This is a genomic window from Hymenobacter sp. BT18 (genome assembly GCF_012273015.1).
GTDB classification, from domain to species: domain Bacteria; phylum Bacteroidota; class Bacteroidia; order Cytophagales; family Hymenobacteraceae; genus Hymenobacter; species Hymenobacter lutimineralis.
On the sequence record NZ_CP050954.1, the window covers coordinates 4,404,202 to 4,421,078 of the forward strand.

The 16,877-nt window shown below is 58.3% G+C and carries 18 protein-coding genes; 5 read left to right on the forward strand and 13 right to left on the reverse strand.

What is annotated here, in order from left to right:
• Positions 1-127 precede the first annotated feature (127 nt).
• The 12 genes from HER32_RS18855 to HER32_RS18910 form a co-directional block, all read right to left on the reverse strand.
• A complete protein-coding gene (locus HER32_RS18855; RefSeq protein WP_168682991.1) occupies positions 128-1,939 on the reverse strand; it encodes an alpha-amylase in 1,812 nt (603 codons plus the stop codon).
• A gap of 238 nt (positions 1,940-2,177) precedes the next feature.
• Positions 2,178-2,594 carry an EamA family transporter gene (locus HER32_RS18860; RefSeq protein ID WP_168682992.1) on the reverse strand — a complete coding sequence of 139 codons (417 nt, stop codon included), beginning with the start codon at positions 2,592-2,594 and terminating at the stop codon, positions 2,178-2,180.
• Positions 2,595-2,702: 108 nt separating this feature from the next.
• Positions 2,703-4,049 carry an acetyl-CoA carboxylase biotin carboxylase subunit gene (gene accC / locus HER32_RS18865; RefSeq protein WP_149072788.1) on the reverse strand — a complete coding sequence of 449 codons (1,347 nt, stop codon included), beginning with the start codon at positions 4,047-4,049 and terminating at the stop codon, positions 2,703-2,705.
• A gap of 107 nt (positions 4,050-4,156) precedes the next feature.
• A complete protein-coding gene (gene accB, locus HER32_RS18870; protein WP_149072787.1) occupies positions 4,157-4,648 on the reverse strand; it encodes an acetyl-CoA carboxylase biotin carboxyl carrier protein in 492 nt (163 codons plus the stop codon).
• A 28-nt stretch (positions 4,649-4,676) separates the two neighbouring features.
• Positions 4,677-5,240 (reverse strand): elongation factor P, encoded by a 564-nt coding sequence (gene efp / locus HER32_RS18875; protein ID WP_149072786.1) that lies wholly within the window; start codon positions 5,238-5,240, stop codon positions 4,677-4,679.
• Positions 5,241-5,406: 166 nt separating this feature from the next.
• Complete coding sequence (locus tag HER32_RS18880; RefSeq protein WP_168682993.1) at positions 5,407-6,420, reverse strand: beta-ketoacyl-ACP synthase III; 1,014 nt, start codon at positions 6,418-6,420, stop codon at positions 5,407-5,409.
• 62 nt (positions 6,421-6,482) lie between these two features.
• The gene (gene plsX / locus HER32_RS18885; RefSeq protein ID WP_168682994.1) at positions 6,483-7,424 is read right to left on the reverse strand and encodes a phosphate acyltransferase PlsX; all 942 of its coding nucleotides are present in this window, start codon (positions 7,422-7,424) and stop codon (positions 6,483-6,485) included.
• A 128-nt stretch (positions 7,425-7,552) separates the two neighbouring features.
• A complete protein-coding gene (gene rpmF, locus HER32_RS18890; RefSeq protein ID WP_149072783.1) occupies positions 7,553-7,777 on the reverse strand; it encodes a 50S ribosomal protein L32 in 225 nt (74 codons plus the stop codon).
• Positions 7,778-7,833: 56 nt separating this feature from the next.
• Positions 7,834-8,370, reverse strand: a complete 537-nt coding sequence (locus HER32_RS18895) for a YceD family protein (RefSeq protein WP_149072782.1) — start codon at positions 8,368-8,370, stop codon at positions 7,834-7,836.
• 78 nt (positions 8,371-8,448) lie between these two features.
• Positions 8,449-8,817 carry a helix-turn-helix domain-containing protein gene (locus HER32_RS18900; RefSeq protein WP_149072781.1) on the reverse strand — a complete coding sequence of 123 codons (369 nt, stop codon included), beginning with the start codon at positions 8,815-8,817 and terminating at the stop codon, positions 8,449-8,451.
• Positions 8,818-9,042: 225 nt separating this feature from the next.
• The gene (gene pdxA / locus HER32_RS18905) at positions 9,043-10,053 is read right to left on the reverse strand and encodes a 4-hydroxythreonine-4-phosphate dehydrogenase PdxA (RefSeq protein WP_149072780.1); all 1,011 of its coding nucleotides are present in this window, start codon (positions 10,051-10,053) and stop codon (positions 9,043-9,045) included.
• Between the two features lie 75 nt (positions 10,054-10,128).
• Positions 10,129-11,577, reverse strand: a complete 1,449-nt coding sequence (locus HER32_RS18910) for a leucyl aminopeptidase family protein (protein ID WP_168682995.1) — start codon at positions 11,575-11,577, stop codon at positions 10,129-10,131.
• A gap of 197 nt (positions 11,578-11,774) precedes the next feature.
• Between HER32_RS18910 and rsmA the strand changes: the two genes are divergently transcribed.
• The 5 genes from rsmA to HER32_RS20375 all read left to right on the forward strand — a co-directional run bounded on the left by rsmA (position 11,775) and on the right by HER32_RS20375 (position 15,694).
• The gene (rsmA, locus tag HER32_RS18915; protein ID WP_149072778.1) at positions 11,775-12,563 is read left to right on the forward strand and encodes a 16S rRNA (adenine(1518)-N(6)/adenine(1519)-N(6))-dimethyltransferase RsmA; all 789 of its coding nucleotides are present in this window, start codon (positions 11,775-11,777) and stop codon (positions 12,561-12,563) included.
• 95 nt (positions 12,564-12,658) lie between these two features.
• Complete coding sequence (locus HER32_RS18920) at positions 12,659-12,988, forward strand: hypothetical protein (protein ID WP_168682996.1); 330 nt, start codon at positions 12,659-12,661, stop codon at positions 12,986-12,988.
• A 25-nt stretch (positions 12,989-13,013) separates the two neighbouring features.
• Positions 13,014-13,973 (forward strand): NAD(P)-dependent oxidoreductase, encoded by a 960-nt coding sequence (locus HER32_RS18925; RefSeq protein ID WP_168682997.1) that lies wholly within the window; start codon positions 13,014-13,016, stop codon positions 13,971-13,973.
• A gap of 192 nt (positions 13,974-14,165) precedes the next feature.
• The gene (greA, locus tag HER32_RS18930; RefSeq protein ID WP_149071743.1) at positions 14,166-14,639 is read left to right on the forward strand and encodes a transcription elongation factor GreA; all 474 of its coding nucleotides are present in this window, start codon (positions 14,166-14,168) and stop codon (positions 14,637-14,639) included.
• Between the two features lie 173 nt (positions 14,640-14,812).
• On the forward strand, positions 14,813-15,694 hold the full coding sequence (locus HER32_RS20375; RefSeq protein ID WP_168682998.1) for a nuclease A inhibitor family protein: 882 nt from the start codon (positions 14,813-14,815) through the stop codon (positions 15,692-15,694).
• 58 nt (positions 15,695-15,752) lie between these two features.
• On the opposite strand, the gene HER32_RS18940 is transcribed toward HER32_RS20375, so the two are convergent.
• A complete protein-coding gene (locus tag HER32_RS18940; protein ID WP_168682999.1) occupies positions 15,753-16,799 on the reverse strand; it encodes an AI-2E family transporter in 1,047 nt (348 codons plus the stop codon).
• Positions 16,800-16,877: the final 78 nt, after the last annotated feature.

Sequence of the window (16,877 nt, forward strand, 5' to 3'; positions counted from 1 at the left end):
CCTCGTGAAAGCGGGCACCGTTCCTAACTTTGGAAGGAGCGGATGCTGAGCTTTGGAGCAACGGGGGGCAGATAATAAAACAGGCCGCCTACGAGGTAGGCGGCCTGTTGTTAGGCTGTCAAGGCAATTACTGCCAGGTGTCGGTGCGCGTCATGCTGGTGCCCGAGGGCGTGAAGGTGCGGTTGGAACCGCCTTCCCAGAGCACGTTGCCGGCCCCATCCTTGCGGATGTACTTGTACTGCACGCTCACACCGCTGGTCAGGCTTACGGTGCCTTTCCACACAGGCCAGGTAGCGCCGCTGAGCTTGATAGCGTTGGCGGTGTTCCAGCTGCCCAACTGGGCGGTGCTGCCCACTACGTACACATCCTGACCCGTTACGGTGTTGCTGTAGTTTACATTAAACGAAACGGCCGTGGTGCCCGTGGGTGGTGGCGGGGGAGGAGGCGTGCCACCGGGTACCCATACGGCGTAGCTGCGGGCATTTACCGGGAAGTTGCCGGTGCCGTTGGCATCAGTGGTTACAGTGCCGCTGGTGTTGCCGGTTTTGTCGGTCAGCGTAGCGTTTTTGAAGGGCGTGGTCAGGGTTTTGGTGCGGGCCGAGCCGCCGTCGTTGAGCAACATCAGCAAACCAGCGTGCGAAGAGTCGCCAGCGCGGGAGTAAGCGTATACGTCGGCGTCGTTGGCGCTGGTGTACTCCGAGGCAGCGCCGTAGGCGTTGGCCTGGCGAATCCCGATGAGGGTCTTGATCTGGTTGCCCAGGCCGTAGTTGTAGTAGTCTTTGTAGAACACGCATGGGTAGCCGTTGGCCCGGGTCAGGATGTAGGCGTAGGCTAGCATCTTCAGGTTGGTCACGGGCGAGTACAGGGCGCCGGGGTGGTCGGTATCGTGGTTATCCACGAACGACACGGACAGCGTGGGGTTCGACTCGGTGAAGCCGGCGAACTGCAGGCCGCGCATATCCCAGGCTCCGTTGCCATTGCTCATGTCCTGGAAGGTGTAGTGCAGGGGCACATCGAAGAGGCTGGTACGCCCACCCGTAGCGGCGGCATAGTTCTTCAGATCCTGCAGGTTACGGAACCAGGCCTCCGACACGGCAAAGCGGCCACTGGTGCCCTTCACAGCATCCAGCCACTGGTTTACGTAGGGCGTGTAGATGTGCTTGGTGGCGTCAAGACGGTAGCCGTCAAGCTGCAGCTTAGTGGTAATCCAGTTACCCCAGTTGATGGTTTCGGTGGCGTTGGCGGAGTTGTTGTTGTACTGAATTTCCGAGCCTAGCAGGTTGTCGTAGGCGTCGTTGTTGGCGTAGGGCTGGAAGTCCCAGCTTTTCCACTGGTACCAGCCATTGTTGGGCGCCTGCTGCGTGCCAGTAAAGTTGTTGAAGGTATACTTGTAGGAGCTGTAGGTGTTGCCGCGGCCAGGGAAGTTGAACTTGGTATACACCAGGTTACCGTTCACATTTTCCTGCGCATCGGCCCAGGTCAGGTGGTTCATCACCATGTCCTCGTACACCTGAATGCCTTGGCCGTGCAGCGAAGTAATAGCCGATTGCAGCTGGCCGATGGTGCCATAGCGGGTAGCCACGGTGCCTTTCTGATTGAACTCGCCCAGGTCGTAGCGGTCGTACACGCCGTAGCCTACATCGGCCTGGCTGCCACCTTTGTACGCCGGGGGTAGCCAGAGGGCCGTAATGCCAGCTGCTTTCAGTTCCGCGGCCCGGGAGCCCAGCACCTGCCACCAAGTACCTTGGGCGTTACTAATGGGCACATCCCAGTAAAAAGCCTGCATCATCACGCCATTCACCGCCACGGCGTTCTTGGTAGTAGTGGCAGTCATGGGTGCCTGCGTCCGGCCAGGCTGCACCTGATCTTTCGTGCACGAGGACACAAGGGTGCCCGTAGCTGACAGCCCTAGCAGGGCCGCCGCAAGTAATTTTTTCATGAATGGTGGGTTTTTGTAAGAGAGATTATGCTAGCAATACTAGGTATAATCCTAGGAAATATTGGAATAGAATTTTGGCATTTTTAGCCTGCATTCTACGGGTGAGTAATCACTCAAAACGTTGAAATACAGCATTTTAAACGTTTGTGTTAATTTGCTTATGGCGAAATTTCGCCTTTAAAAAGTATTCGCTAATAATTAATTAGTACAATTGTCTGGTTGAGGTTGAGAAGATGACCTAACGCCAGACTAAAATCAGCGTGCCAAGCAGGATGAAACCGGCGCCCAAACCAGTCTGCCAAGTCAGCTTTTCGCCCAGAAAAACGACCGCCAGGAGAATGGTCAGCGCTACGCTGAGTTTGTCTACTGGTGCCACCTGCGTCACGGTTCCAAGCTGCAGGGCCTTGAAATAAAAGAGCCACGATAAGCCTGTTGCCAGGCCCGATAACCCAAGAAACAACAGCGTGGTGCGCGATAAGTGCTGTACCTGGGTCAGCCCACCGCGAAAGCAGACAACGCCCCAGGCCAACACGAGAATAACAACGGTGCGCAGGGCAGTAGCTAGGTTAGAGTCTACATTTTTTACCCCGACTTTAGCCAAAATGGCCGTTAGAGCGGCGAAAACAGCCGAAAGCAACGCGTAAAACCACCACATAGGCAAAGGGAAAAGTGGGCACTCACTCAGCATAATTGCAACGGCTACCACACAACAATGCCCGGCTTGCTGGCCGGGCATTGCAGGTAAATAACCACGTTCTCAGCGTTACAGCAACGAGAAATCAAACGAAGACTCCAGGAATTTGGTGGTAAAGTTACCTTCCTTGAAGTCGGCATTGTCCATGAGGGCGAGGTGAAAGGGAATAGTGGTTTTCACTCCCTCTACTACAAACTCGCTCAGGGCGCGCTTCATTTTTACGATGCACTCCTCCCGCGTCTGTGCCACAGTAATAAGCTTGGCAATCATGGAGTCGTAGTTGGGCGGAATCTGGTAGCCCGCGTACACGTGCGTATCCACGCGCACCCCGTGGCCGCCGGGAATGTGCAGCGTGGTGATTTTGCCGGGCGAAGGGCGGAAATCCTTCGAGGGGTCCTCGGCATTGATGCGGCACTCCATGGCGTGCATCTTGGGGTAGTAGCTGGTGCCCGAAATCGGGATGCCCGCGGCTACTTTTATCTGCTCCTTAATAAGGTCGTAGTTGATGATTTCCTCCGTCACAGGATGCTCCACCTGGATGCGGGTGTTCATCTCCATGAAATAGAAGTCCCGGTTTTTGTCGACCAGGAACTCAATGGTGCCTACGCCTTCGTAGTTGATGGCCGAGGCGCCGGCAATGGCGGCCTTGCCCATCTTCTCGCGCAGGTCGTCCGTCATGAAGGGCGAAGGCGCTTCTTCCACTAGCTTCTGGTGGCGGCGCTGAATGCTGCAGTCGCGCTCCGAGAGGTGACACACGCGGCCGTACTGGTCGCCGCAGATCTGAATCTCAATGTGGCGGGGCTCCACCACAAACTTTTCCAGGTACACACCGTCGTTGCCGAAAGCGGCTTTGGCTTCGGTGCGGGCGTCGTTCCAGGCCTTCTCAAACTCGTCCTCGGAGTTGATGATGCGCATGCCGCGCCCACCACCGCCGGCCGTAGCCTTCAGAATAACCGGGTACTTGATTTTGGCCGCCACCTTCTTACCCTGCTCCACGGAGTCGAGCAGGCCGTCGGAGCCGGGAATGCAGGGCACGCCGGCTTTCTTCATGGTATCCTTGGCCGAGGCCTTGTCGCCCATCTGGTTGATCATCTCGGGCGAGGCCCCGATGAACTTGATGCCATTTTCCTGGCACACGCGCGAGAATTCGGCGTTTTCACTCAGGAAGCCGTAGCCCGGGTGAATGGCATCGGCATTGGTGATTTCGGCGGCCGCAATCAGGGTGGGAATGCTCAGGTAGCTCTGCGAAGAAGCGGGTGGGCCAATGCACACGGCCTCATCGGCAAAGCGCACGTGCAGGCTTTCCTTGTCGGCGGTGGAGTACACGGCCACCGTCTTAATGCCCATTTCCTTGCAGGTGCGAATAATGCGCAGCGCAATTTCGCCCCGGTTAGCAATCAGTATTTTTTTGAACACAGCTCTAGGGTAGATGTGAGAAATGAGAGCTTAGAACTTAGACGAGAGACGGCGCGCGGCCAACTCCACAATTCTAAGTTCTAAGCTCTGCTTGCTCAGTTCTGAAATTACATCGGCTCGATGAGGAACAGGGGCTGGTCGTACTCCACGGGGGAGGCGTTTTCCACCATGGCCTTCACAATGCGGCCCGAGTGCTCGGCTTCGATTTCGTTGAAGAGCTTCATGGCCTCGATGATGCAGATAACCTGGCCTTTCTCTACCAAGTCGCCCACTTGTACAAACAGCGGGGCATCCGGGGAGCTGCTGCGGTAGAAGGTGCCAATCATCGGCGCTTTCAGGGGCACGTAGTTGCCACCAGCGGCTTCGGCCGCGGGAGCGGCGGGGGCACTGGGAGCAGCCGGGGCAGGAGCTGGAGCCGCTACTGGGGCCGGAGCGGCCGGGGCCGGAGCCGGAGCAGCCATGGCTACGCCGCTGCTCACTACCTTGGTGCTGGGCTCACGCTGTACCGAAATCTTAAACTCCTCGGTTTCAATGTTTACTTTGTTCAGGCCCGACTTGGCAATAAAGTCAATCAGGTCTTGCAGTTCTTTGGCTTTCATGGCGGCGGCTGAGGGCTTATTGGGCTGCTTATTTGACTCTTTCGACATAGGAGTAGTCGCTGGTCTTGATGCGAATTTTGGTGTCAGTATCAATAAACAGCGGCACCTGAATGCGGGCACCCGTTTCCACGGTGGCGGGCTTTAGCGTGTTGGTGGCGGTGTCGCCACGCAGGCCCGGCTCGGTGTACGTTACCACCAGCTCCACCGTGGTGGGCAGCTCGGCCGTGAGGGGCTGCTCGGTTTCGGCGTGGAACAGGATGGTGACCACCTGGCCCTCTTTCATGAGGTCGGCAAACGGCACCATGGCCTCCGGCAGCACTACCTGCTCAAAGCTTTCATTGTCCATGAACGTAAAGCCGTACTCATCTTTATAGAGGTACTGGTGGGGGCGCTGCTCCACGCGGGCGGTTTCCACTTTCACCCCGGCATTGAACGTGTTGTCAATCACGCGGCCGGTTTTGATGTTGCGGAGCTTGGTACGCACGAAGGCCGGGCCTTTGCCGGGCTTCACGTGCTGGAATTCGGTGATGACGTGCAGCTCGTTGTTGTAGTTCAACACGAGCCCATTGCGAAAGTCGGCAGTAGTGGCCATGGGGTGGGAGATTGGAATTAGTAATTAAGAATTAGTAATGAAGAATGAGCTGGAACAGGCAAAAAACCAAGGTCCAGGTAAAGCGTCAGCCTTCCTCATTACTGCTTCACTCTTACTTGCAGCCGCAAGTATAGAGGTTTTCCGCGTGCGTGCCGCCTAAACCGGTTTAGATGCCGGTTGCAACGGGCGCACCGTCGTATGCCCACTTCACGTAGAGCGCCCCCCAGGTGAAGCCGCCGCCGAAAGCAGCGAAAATCAAGTCGTCGCCTTTCTTAAGCTGGCTTTCGTAATCGGCTAGGCACAGCGGAATGGTACCGTTGGTAGTATTGCCGAACCGGTGAATGTTGAGCATGACCTTTTCCGGCCCGATACCCACGCGGTTGGCCGTAGCGTCGATGATGCGCTTGTTGGCCTGATGGGGCACCAGCCAGGCAATGTCGTCGGCCGTCAGGTGGTTGCGCTCTGCCACCAGAGCAGCCGTGTCGGCCATGTTGGTGACGGCAAACTTGAATACCGTGGAGCCTTCCTGGTAGATATAATGCTCGCGGTTGGCCACCGTTTCGGCTGTTGGCGGACGGCGGCTGCCGCCAGCTTTCTGGTGTAGGTAACGGGCGCCGTTGCCATCGGAGTGCAGCTGCTGGTCGAGCAGGCCGTAGCCCTCGGTGTTAGGCTCCAGCAGCACGGCCGCCGCGCCATCCCCGAAGATAATGCAGTTGGCGCGGTCGGTGTAATCCACAATGGACGACATCTTATCAGCCCCGACGACCACCACTTTTTTGTATTTGCCGGTTTGAATAAACTGCGCACCGGTGGTGAGGGCGAACAGGAAGCCTGAGCAGGCCGCCTGCATGTCGAAGCCAAAGGCTTTGATAGCGCCTACGCCGGCCGTAATGAGGTTGGCCGTGGCCGGGAACACCATGTCGGGCGTGGTGGTGGCGCAAATCAGCAGGTCGATGTCTTCGGCCCGGGTACCCGTTTTGGCCAGCAGCTGCTCCACGGCCTTGATGCCCATCACGGACGTGCCCTGGTCTTCGCCCTTCAGAATGCGGCGCTCTTTAATACCGGTGCGGGTGGTAATCCACTCATCGGTGGTATCCACCAGAGTTTCGAGCTCCTGGTTGGTTAGTACGTAATCGGGTACATAGGCACCCACTCCGGTAATGGCAGCGGTAACTTTCATCGAAAACGAGAAAACGAAAAAGCGCGGCTAAGAAAAAGTCCGGCCGGGGCCGGACTTAGTCGCTAGGACTTGAAGGTGGATTTTATCTGGTCGGAAATACCAGAGTGCGCCATTTGGTAGCCTTGCATGAGCATGTTGCAGATGGCTGCAGGCGTGCTCACTCCGTGCCCGATGATGGCGTTGTCGTTGATGCCCAGAATGGGGGAGCCGCCCACTGCTTCGTAGTTGAACTTGTCGAAGAAGGGGTCGTGCAGTTTTTTTTCGGCCATGATGTCGTAAATCGACTCAGCCATTTTCAGCAACACATTGCCGGTGTAGCCGTCACAGACGATAACGTCAGCCCGGTCATTGAACAGGTCGCGCCCCTCGATATTGCCAATAAAGTGAATATGGGGATTCACTTTCAGCAGGTTGTGTGCTGCCTGCAAAAGCGTGGTGCCTTTGCCTTCCTCTTCGCCGAGGTTCATGAGGCCCACTTTAGGCTGCTCGATGCCCAGCACATACTGGGCATATAAAGAGCCCAACTCTCCAAATTGCTCCAGCATTTCGGGCTTGCACTCCGCATTGGCGCCCACGTCGAGCATGATGCCAAAGCTGCCGTGCAATTTGGGAACGAAGTTCGCAATGGCCGGCCGCAGCACGCCGGGTACGGCTTTCACGCTGAACATGGCGCCTACCAGCATAGCGCCGGTATTGCCCGCCGAGCAAAAGGCTTCTACCTCGCCCGCGTGGAGCATACGGTAGCCCACGGCAATGCTGGAATCCTGTTTCTGTTGATAGGCTTTGGCCGGGTGTTCACCCATTTCGATGATCTGCGAAGCAGAAACGAATTGGAGGTCAGCCGCGGCTGCACCGTGTTGTGCCAGCAAGGGCCGCACAGCGTCTTCCTGACCAATCAGCACTATCTGGGCTTTGCCGGCCAGGGCCTTAGCCGCCAGTACCGCGCCATCGACCGCAGCCTGGGGGGCAAAGTCGCCCCCCATAGCGTCCAGGGCTATCTTCATGTACGAACGTTCAAGATGTCTTGGAGAGTACCCCCGGGCACCTCTTGCCGCCCGCCAGGGGCAACAAGAGGCGCCGCCGCCTCATACCGAGGAACAGAGGGGAGAGGGAAGGTCAGGGAGGGCGGAGGCTATTCTTCGTCCGTATCGGCCGCGGCGGCCGTGGCTACGGGCGCGTAGTCCTTGATGGCTACTTTACCGTTCAGGTACAGGTCGCCGTCAACTACGTAGGCTTTGTGACGCAGGTGCAGCTCACCCGTGTTCTGGCAAATGGAAACTGGCTTCGGAGTCAGTTTATAGTGGGTACGACGCTTTCTGCGAACTGCGCTGGAGGTCCGGCGTTTAGGATGTGCCATGTTGAAAAGAAATTAGAAAAGATGAAGTAAAGAATGAAGAATTAGCTGAACACAGTCTAATTCAGGTTTTTCAGCGCGTTCCAGCGCGGGTCAATGCCGTCGTTGTCGTCATCCTCATCGTCGCCCTCTTGGCGGGTGGTGAAGATGAGCTTGGTTTCAGCTTCGGGGTTCTCATCGGGCTCATTCTGGAAGCGGGGGTGCAGCTTCTTCATGGGCAGGGCCAGCCCGATGTAATCGAACAGGTGCTGGGCGATGGGTAGCGTCTGGGTGTCCTGGGTAATTTGCAGGACGTTATCATCCAGTTCCACCTCCCGGTCGCCGTAGCGCACCAGTAGCTGCTCCTGAATATCCAGGGGCTGATCGTACTCATCCAGGCTACGGTCGCAGATCAGGCGTACGGTGCCCTTGATAGCGAAGTCCAGCGTCAGAAGCCGGTCCGTTTTGTGGAGCGTTACGTCGGCGTGCAGGTTGCCGTCGGGAATTAGCTGCTGGTCGAACTGCTCGAAGAACGCACGGTCCAGCTCAAACGCGAAATGGTGCGTTTTGTCGGCTAGTTTGGCAATGGCCAAGTCAAATTGAGCGTCTTTTTTCACGAGTCAAGTAAATAGCAGGGGGCAAAAGTAGGAAGATTTTGCCGGGATGAAAAGGCAGGCTATATAACGGGAATCAAGTCAGGCGTTCTTGAGAATGAAGTCTGACGGGATGCCCAGCCGCTCGTACAGGCGCTTGGCCAAGTCGAGGGTAACGCGCCGTTTACCGCTCAGGATCTGGGAGAGGCGGCCCGCAGGTACTTCGAGAAGTTGGGCCAGCTCCTTTTGCTTGAGGCGCATTTGTTGGCGCTTCAGCTCGATCATTTCAGCCAGGGAAGTGGGCAGGTTGGGAATGGGCAGCAGCCCCAGCTTGCTTTCGTAGGTGTCGAGGGCCACAATCAGCTCCCGAAACTCTACTTCCAGCGCCGCATTGCCCTCCACCCCAGCTGCCACCAGCGCATCAAGGCGCCGCAGGGCCGTGCGGTAATCAGCGGGGGTTTGAAGCGTCATGGAAGCAGTGGAAAAGTAGAAATCAGGGAAGAGGCCACAAAGCTACGGCATAGTTCTGGATAAGCAAAGAAAATTTCACTTTTGGAAAGAATATTTCACCCTGGTAAGTGGGGTTCAGTTGTGCTTTCAACCCAAATAAACGGCCTACGGAGCGCTAAAAGAGGCTTTGTCGCTTGACAATGCTCCTTTCAGTGCCCCGTAGATCAATAGCCAAAAGGCCCGGTACTACTTCGTTTGCAGTTGCTCTTTCCGCCGGCGTACTAAGTCGCAAGCCAGGTATAAGGCCTCCCGGAACGAAGTTTCGTCGGCTTTGTATTGGCCGGCCAAGCCATAAGCCGTACCGTGGTCGGGAGAAGTGCGGATAGCCGATAAGCCCGCCGTGAAATTTACGCCCCGCTCGAAGGCTAAGGTTTTAAAAGGAATCAGTCCCTGGTCGTGGTAGAGGGAAAGGGTGGCATCGAACTGTCGGAACTGCCCGGTGCCAAAGTAGCCGTCGGCTGGGTAGGGGCCATACACGAGGTGGCCTTCGTCCTGGAGCTGGCGCAGCACCGGGGTCACGGTATCGGCTTCCTCTGTACCTAGAAGGCCGTTTTCGCCCGCATGGGGGTTCAGCCCCAGCACCGCTACGCGGGGTTTCAGAATGCCGAAGTCGTGCTGGAGGGAGTGCAGCAAAATCCGCAGTTTGGTGGTGAGCAGGGCTGGGGTAACGCGGGCCGAAACATCTTTTAGGGGGATGTGGCCGGTGGCCGTAGCCACGCGCAGATCTTCGCTCACGAGCAGCATCAGGCTTTCGCGGGCTTCGAAAAAGCTGGTCAAAAACTCCGTGTGGCCGGGGTAGCGGAAGTCATCGGCCTGGGTATTCTCCTTGCTGATGGGGGCTGTTACCATGGCATCGAGTAGGCCGGCTTTCAGGTCGCGGGCGGCGGCGAGCAGGCTCTGGCGGGCGGCGCGGCCACTGGCTTCGGAGGGCTGGCCGGGGGTGAGGGCGAAGTCATCTTCCCAGCAGGTCACGGCGTTGTGTTTGCCCAGAGCAATATCCTGGGCCGCGCGCACTTGCCGGAACGTCAGCGGCTCGGCTCCCTGGGCTACGGGGAAGTCGTCGAACAGCGCGGTAGCGGTGCCATACACCACGGGCGTGCAGAACTTCAGCAGCCGCGCATCCAGAAACGTTTTGTAGATGATTTCGGGCCCGATGCCGGCCAGGTCGCCGACGGAAATACCAATGCGTGGAAGCATTCTGTAACTGTACTAATTAGAGGATAAGCAGGGCATATAGTCCCTGCCAGCAAGGGTAGAAGGCTTAGGCCCAGGCTACACTTTGCTTTTCAGAAATTCGTAGGTGAGACGCACAGCCGTGCCGGTGCCGCCTTTGCCGCGGTAGGAGTCGGGGGCGGCCAGAAACGCCGGCGCTGCAATGTCGAAGTGTACCCAGGGGTAGCCCTCGGTGAAGCGCTCCAGAAACTTGCCGGCCGAAATGGCCCCGGCTTCGGCCTTGCCCAGGTTGTTGATATCGGCCAGGTCGCTCTTGATGTGGTCGGCGTACTCGTCCCAGAGCGGAAATTCCACCAGCCGCTCGTGGGTGCGGTGGCCGGCCTGCTTGAGGGCGCTCAACGTTTCCTCATCGGCCGTGCCCATGCACACGATGCCTTCCTTGCCGATGGCGCGGGCCGCCGAACCGGTAAGCGTGGCAAAATCCAGCACCAATTCGGGGTTGTACTTCTTGGCGAAGGCCAGCGCATCGGCCAGCAGCAGGCGGCCTTCGGCGTCGGTGTTCAGTACTTCTACCGTGAGGCCGCTGTACATGGTGATGACGTCGCCCGGGGCGAAGGCCATGCCGCCGGGGCGGTTGTCAGTGGCCGGCACGAGGCCAATAACGTGAAGGGGAACCTGATTTTTGGCCAGAGCATACAGAGTGCCCACCACGGCTGCACCGCCGGCCATATCGCACTTCATCGTGTCCATGCCGCCGGCCGTGGGCTTGAGGCTCAGGCCGCCGGTGTCGTAGACCACACCTTTGCCCACCAGCACAATGGGCTGCTGGTTGGTAGCTGTGGCGGGCTTGTATTCCATGATGGTGAACGTAGGCGGCTCGGGGCTGCCCTGGTTGACGGCCAGCAGGCCGCCCATGCGCAGGGCCTCAATCCGCACCAGGTCCAGTACTTCCACGTGAAAGCCTGCGTCGGCGCCGGCCGCTTCCATCTGCTCGGCAAACTGAGTGGCGCTGAGCTTGTTTTGGGGAGCATTTACTAGGTCGCGGGCCAGGTATACGCCGACCAGCACACCTTCCAGCTCCTGCACCTGTTCTGCCGTAACGCCGGCACCTACCAGGGTAAGGCGCTGCAAATGTGGGGTCTGCTTGGATTTTTCGTCGGTTTTATAGCCGGCAAACTGGTAGGCGCTGAGGGCCAGCCCTTCGGCCAGGTACAGCGCCCCGGTTTCCGTCAGGTCCTGCACAAACAGCTCCTTCATCTTGTCTTGCTTGACGAGGGCGTGCAGCTGGTGGCCGCTTTTGCGCAGAGCTTCGGCGCTCAGGGCAGCTGTTTTCTTTTCCTCGGCTACCACATAGTAGTGGTGGTGGGAATACTGGTTGATGCGAATCAGCTTCACGTCGGCGGCCAGCTGCTCGGCTACGTACTGGCGCACGGGGGCGGGCAGGTTGGCGGCGGTTTCAACGGAAAGCTCCCTGGTGCCGGCCGGGAGAATGAAAACGGTGTCGGCAATGGACGGAAAATCGGCGGCGTAGGCTAATTGAAGCGGCATGAGAAGGAAAATAGACCGTTTATTCTCCGGAAGGAAGGCTCCGCCGCGCATAGTGAGCAGCACCGGCCCTACCTTTGGGGTAGCGAAGGTAAGCCTTTTAGGAATGAAGAATAAGGCGTGAAGAATGAGGAATAAGCCAACGGCTGTTCCCTTGTTTTCATTTCTCATTCTTCACGCCTCATTCTTCATTCTCCCCTATGGATTCCGTTAAAGCCAAAAAGCACCTCGGGCAGCACTTTCTCAACGACCCCAACATTGCCCGCAACATTGTGGAGGCCCTACGCCTGCCCGATGGGGTGACGGAAGTGCTGGAAATCGGGCCGGGTATGGGCGTGCTTACTCAAACGCTGCTCCAGCACCAAGAGTACCGCACCGCCGTGGTGGAAATTGACCGCGAGTCGGTGGCGTACTTGCAGCAACACTACCCGGCGCTGGAAGGCCGCATCTACTCCCAGGATTTCCTGAAAATGGACCTGGGCAAGCTCTACGCCGGGCAGCCCCTGAGCATCATCGGCAACTTTCCCTACAACATCAGCTCCCAAATTTACTTCCAGGTGCTGGCCCACCGCCAGCAGGTGCGCGAGTGCGTGGGCATGATTCAGAAGGAAGTGGCCGACCGCCTGGCCGAGGGCCCCGGCTCTAAAACCTACGGCATTCTGAGCGTATTGCTGCAGGCATTCTACGACATTGAGTACCTGTTTACGGTGCCCCCGCACGTGTTCAGTCCCCCGCCCAAGGTGCAGTCGGCCGTCATCCGCCTCACCCGCAACCAGACGGTGTCCCTGGCCTGCGACGAGAAGCTGTTTTTCCGGGTAGTGAAGCAGGCTTTCCAGACGCGCCGCAAAACGCTGCGCAATGCCCTCAAGCCCTTCGGCATGCCGCCCGAAGCCACCACTGACGCCATCTTTGACAAGCGCGCCGAGCAGCTCAGCGTGCAGGATTTCGTGGGGCTGACGCAGCACGTAGAGGCGCATAAGACGGCGTAGGAAGGTATAATTCGTGCCGGATCAGTCAGGGGCCGAGCTATTAGTAGTGCCGTTCAAAAAATGATCAAAAGCAAACAGCACAGGCCCTTGACACTATGAAAACTGCTCATTGGCTCCCCTTGCTTCTGTTTATATGTGCATTTTTTCAGCCGTTTATCATGATCAGCACTCGCAGGTTGAAAGAAAGATTCCTGTCAGATAACCAAAAACAATTGCTGGATAAAGCAGCGCGAGTAGTGTTTACCCTAGTAGAAAGCTTTCTTTTCCTGCTTGGCGCGGTTGTGCTAGTTTCTCTTCAACGTAACGGTCATAAACTGGAAATGTCAATCTCTGAGTCATGGCTATGGACAGTTGTAGTTGCCGCTCTGTGTACTACCGCACTCCGCTTGTTGAAAAAAAAGTATCCTGCCGAGGAGAGTCAATAGCTCATTTGTGGCAATGAAATCAACTATGTCCCTCTGCCTCGTCATCGACGACATGCACCCCAGCTTGCCCGACTACCTGCGGGAGGCCGGGGTGGAAATGCACTACCGGCCCGATCTGACGGCTGCCGAAGTGCCGGCTGCCCTGGTTGCGCATCCTTATGATGGGCTCATGGTGCGCTCCAAGCTGCGCATCACGGCCGGGCTGCTCAGCCACGGCCCGCACCTGCGCTACGTGGCCCGGGCGGGGGCCGGCGTCGATAATATTGATGAGGCAGCGTTGGCGGCGGCCGGCATCACGCTGCTGAACGCGCCCGAAGGCAACCGTGATGCCGTGGGCGAGTACGCCATTGGGCTGCTACTGGCCCTGTTGCGCCACATCCCCCGCGCCCACCAAGAAGTGCAGACTGGGCAATGGCGGCGCGAAGCCAATCGGGGCGAAGAGCTGGGTGGCAAAACTGTGGGTCTCATCGGGTGCGGGCACATGGGCAAGGCTTTTGCGCGCCGCCTCGCCGCCTTCGGCTGCACCGTGCTGGCCTTCGACCACGACCCTGCCTGTGACTACGGCCACTACGCCACGCCCGTTTCCCTGGCCGAGCTGCAGGCCCGCGCCCAGGTGCTGAGCCTGCACATCCCGTATTCGGCGGCCAACCACCACTTCATTGGTTCCACTTTGCTGCAGGGCTTCCGCAACCCCATCTGGCTGCTGAACACGGCCCGGGGCGAGGTGGTGGACCACGCTGCCCTGGTGCAGGAGCTCAAGTCGGGGCGGGTGCTGGGGGCCGCGCTGGATGTGCTGGAAAATGAAAAGCTGACCACGCTCACCCCGGAGCAGCAGGCCCGGTTCGACTTTTTGGCGGCCGCGCCCAACGTGGTATTGTCGCCACACGTGGGCGGGTGGTCGTACCAATCCTATGAGCGCATCAATCAGGTGCTGGCTGCTAAGATTCAGGCATTCCTTGCCAACTGCTCGGCGGCCAACCAGTAGCTTTTTAGCCTGAATTGCGTGCCGATAACCGCTCAGCTGGTAACCTGACCGTTTGCGGCTCGGCGCCCGGGGCGGCAACGAGGGCTTAGCACTATTCGCGCCGGCTTCGTATATTTGCCTAAACCTGTTGGGGGAGAACGGCCAGCCACGCTGGCCGTTCTCCTTGTTTTTTGAGCTTACCATCACCCTACCATGGCAACCATAAATTACTATACTCCCGAAGGCCTGCAAAAGCTAAAGGACGAGCTGCAGGACCTCAAAATCCGGGGCCGCGCCAAAGCCGCCGAGGATCTGCGTGAGGCGCGCGACAAAGGGGACCTAAGCGAAAATGCCGAGTATGATGCCGCAAAAGAAGCGCAGGGCCTGCTGGAGCTGAAGATTTCCAAGCTCGAAGAAATTGTGGGGAATGCGCGCGTGCTGGATGAGTCGAACCTGGACACCAGCAAGGTGCTCATCATGAGCAAAGTAAAGCTCAAGAACCTGAAGAACAACATGGTGCTGGACTACACCCTGGTAGCAGAAGAGGAAGCTAACCTGGCCGCCGGCAAAATCTCCGTGAAGTCGCCCATCGGCAAAGGCCTGCTGGGCAAATCGGCCGGCGATACGGCCGAAATAACCGTGCCCGCCGGCAAGCTGCAGTTTGAAATCCTCGAAATCAGCCGCTAGATACGCCCTTGAAGCCTTGGTAGCTGTGTAGCTGCCGGGGCAGCCGGAGCAACCATGAAACCCGTAAAGCGACTAAGCTCAAGGCTTGGTCGCTTTATTTTTTGCCTTACTTTGGCCCGGGCCCGTTGCTGCGGTAATGGCCCTGTCCGTTCACCTCATCTTTTCCTCTGCATATGGCTTCTATCTTTTCCCGAATTGTGGCCGGCGAGCTGCCCGCCTATAAAGTGGCCGAAGACGAACACCATCTGGCCTTCCTCGACATTACCCCGTTAGTAGAAGGCCATACCCTCGTTATTCCGAAGCGGGAAGTGGATTACATTTTTGACCTGCCCGCCGCGGAGTTAGCCGCTTTGCACCTGTTTGCCCAACGCGTGGCCAAAGGCGTGGGAGCCGCCGTGCCGTGCAAGCGCGTGGGGGTAGCCGTAATAGGGCTGGAAGTGCCTCACGCCCACATTCACCTGATTCCGATGAAGCACGTCTCGGACATGAACTTCGCCAATCCCAAGATCAAGGTGGCCGAAGCCCGGATGCAGGAGCTGGCCGCCGCCATTGCCGGGCAGGTGCCCGCCGCGGCCGGAGAAGCGGCTTCCGCCCCTGCATCGGCTAAGGGCGAGCGGGAAACCACCGAAACCCCAGCTGCTGATGCTACCGGTTCCGCCACGACCGATGCCTCCCTGACGCAGCTGCGGCAGCTTACCCAGGGCCTGCAGTTTATCAGCGAGTCGGAAGCGCCGCTGGAAGCTGTCAGCTATGCCGCTCCCGCCGATAAGCTCACCGACGCGACGCTGGCGCAGTTGGCCGGGCTGCCTGCCGAAACCCGCGTGGAAAAGCAGGAGCTGACGTATTTTCTGCGCAACCACACCGCCGACGATGGCGTGCTGGGCGATGCGGCCCTGGCCAACCGCTTCAAGGCGCTGCAGATGTACCTGAAGCAGGAACTGGAAGATGTGCAGGTATACCGCCTGGGCAGTGGGCCGCAGGTGCAGGTACTGGTGCTGGGCAAGACGGAGAGCGGCCAGCTGGCTGGCTTCAAAACTGTACTCACCGAAACCTGATGAGGCGTAGCAACTGCTGAGAGCATAAGCCACGGTAGCTTAGCCTGCTGACTGCGTTTTACTGCGGCCTTGTCGGCAGGCGCCGCCGCCGAATCCGGTTCTCGCGCTCAAACACCCGGATCAGCACAATAAAGTAGGAGAGCAGCAGCGGGCCGAGCACCAGGCCCAGAATCCCAAAGATTTCGACGCCCAGCACCACGCCCGCCAGCGTGATAAGCGGATGGATATTGCCGATGCGCCGGGCCAGCAGAATGCGCAGCAGGTTGTCGATGTTCATAATCACGATGACGCCCACCAGCAGAATACCCACGCCCTGGCCCGTGTAGCCCTGAGACAGTTTGATAATAGCCGCCGGCCCCCACACCAGGGGTGTGCCCAGCACGGGAATAAAGGCCATGAAAAAGCTGACCACGCCCCAGAACAAAGCATCCGGCACCCCAAATATCCAGAGCGTGAGGCCCGAGAGCAGGGCTTGCACCAGGGAAATCAGGGCCTGACCGATAACGTTGGCCTGCACGTTGTTTTTCAGGGAGTCACCCAACTCGTGCAGGGTGTTGGGCCGAAAGGGAAGGTAGCGACGCAGTCCTCGCAGAAAGCCAGCCTCCTGGGTGTACATAAAGTACAGGGTGAACAGCATCAACCCAATAACAACGGCAAAGTGCAGCAGGCCCGAGGCCAGGGACGGAATGCGCTGGCTAAGCCAACTGACGCTTTGCTGCACCAGGCTGCGCACGTTCTGCTCGGTGGTGAGGGCGTAGCCGGTTTTCTGCTCGATTTTATGCAGCACGGCCATGATCTGGCTGGTGTCCTGGGCGTAAGCGCGGATGCGGCTGACGAGCATCAGCGTAAGGGCCGTAAAGGGTAGGATGATGACCACAAAAGCAAAGGTGAGCAGCCCGGTCGTGACCAGCTGCGGATGCCACCCCCGCCGGTGCACCAGGGCCGTAAACCAGGGCCGGAGCACTACATACAGGATACCCGCCCCCAGAAAGGCCGTGATGTAGCTGCCTAGCCCAATCAGAATCAGCGTGGCCAGCCCAATCAAACACAGAATCAGGAGCACGTACTGCTGACGGGCGGTGTAGATGTTGTCGGAAGAAGCCATAGCAGGAGTGGGAGGGAAGACGCCGGCAAATTACCAGCAATGCCTTCACAATAAGGTGCCGCTCAAAAAGACTTTCTG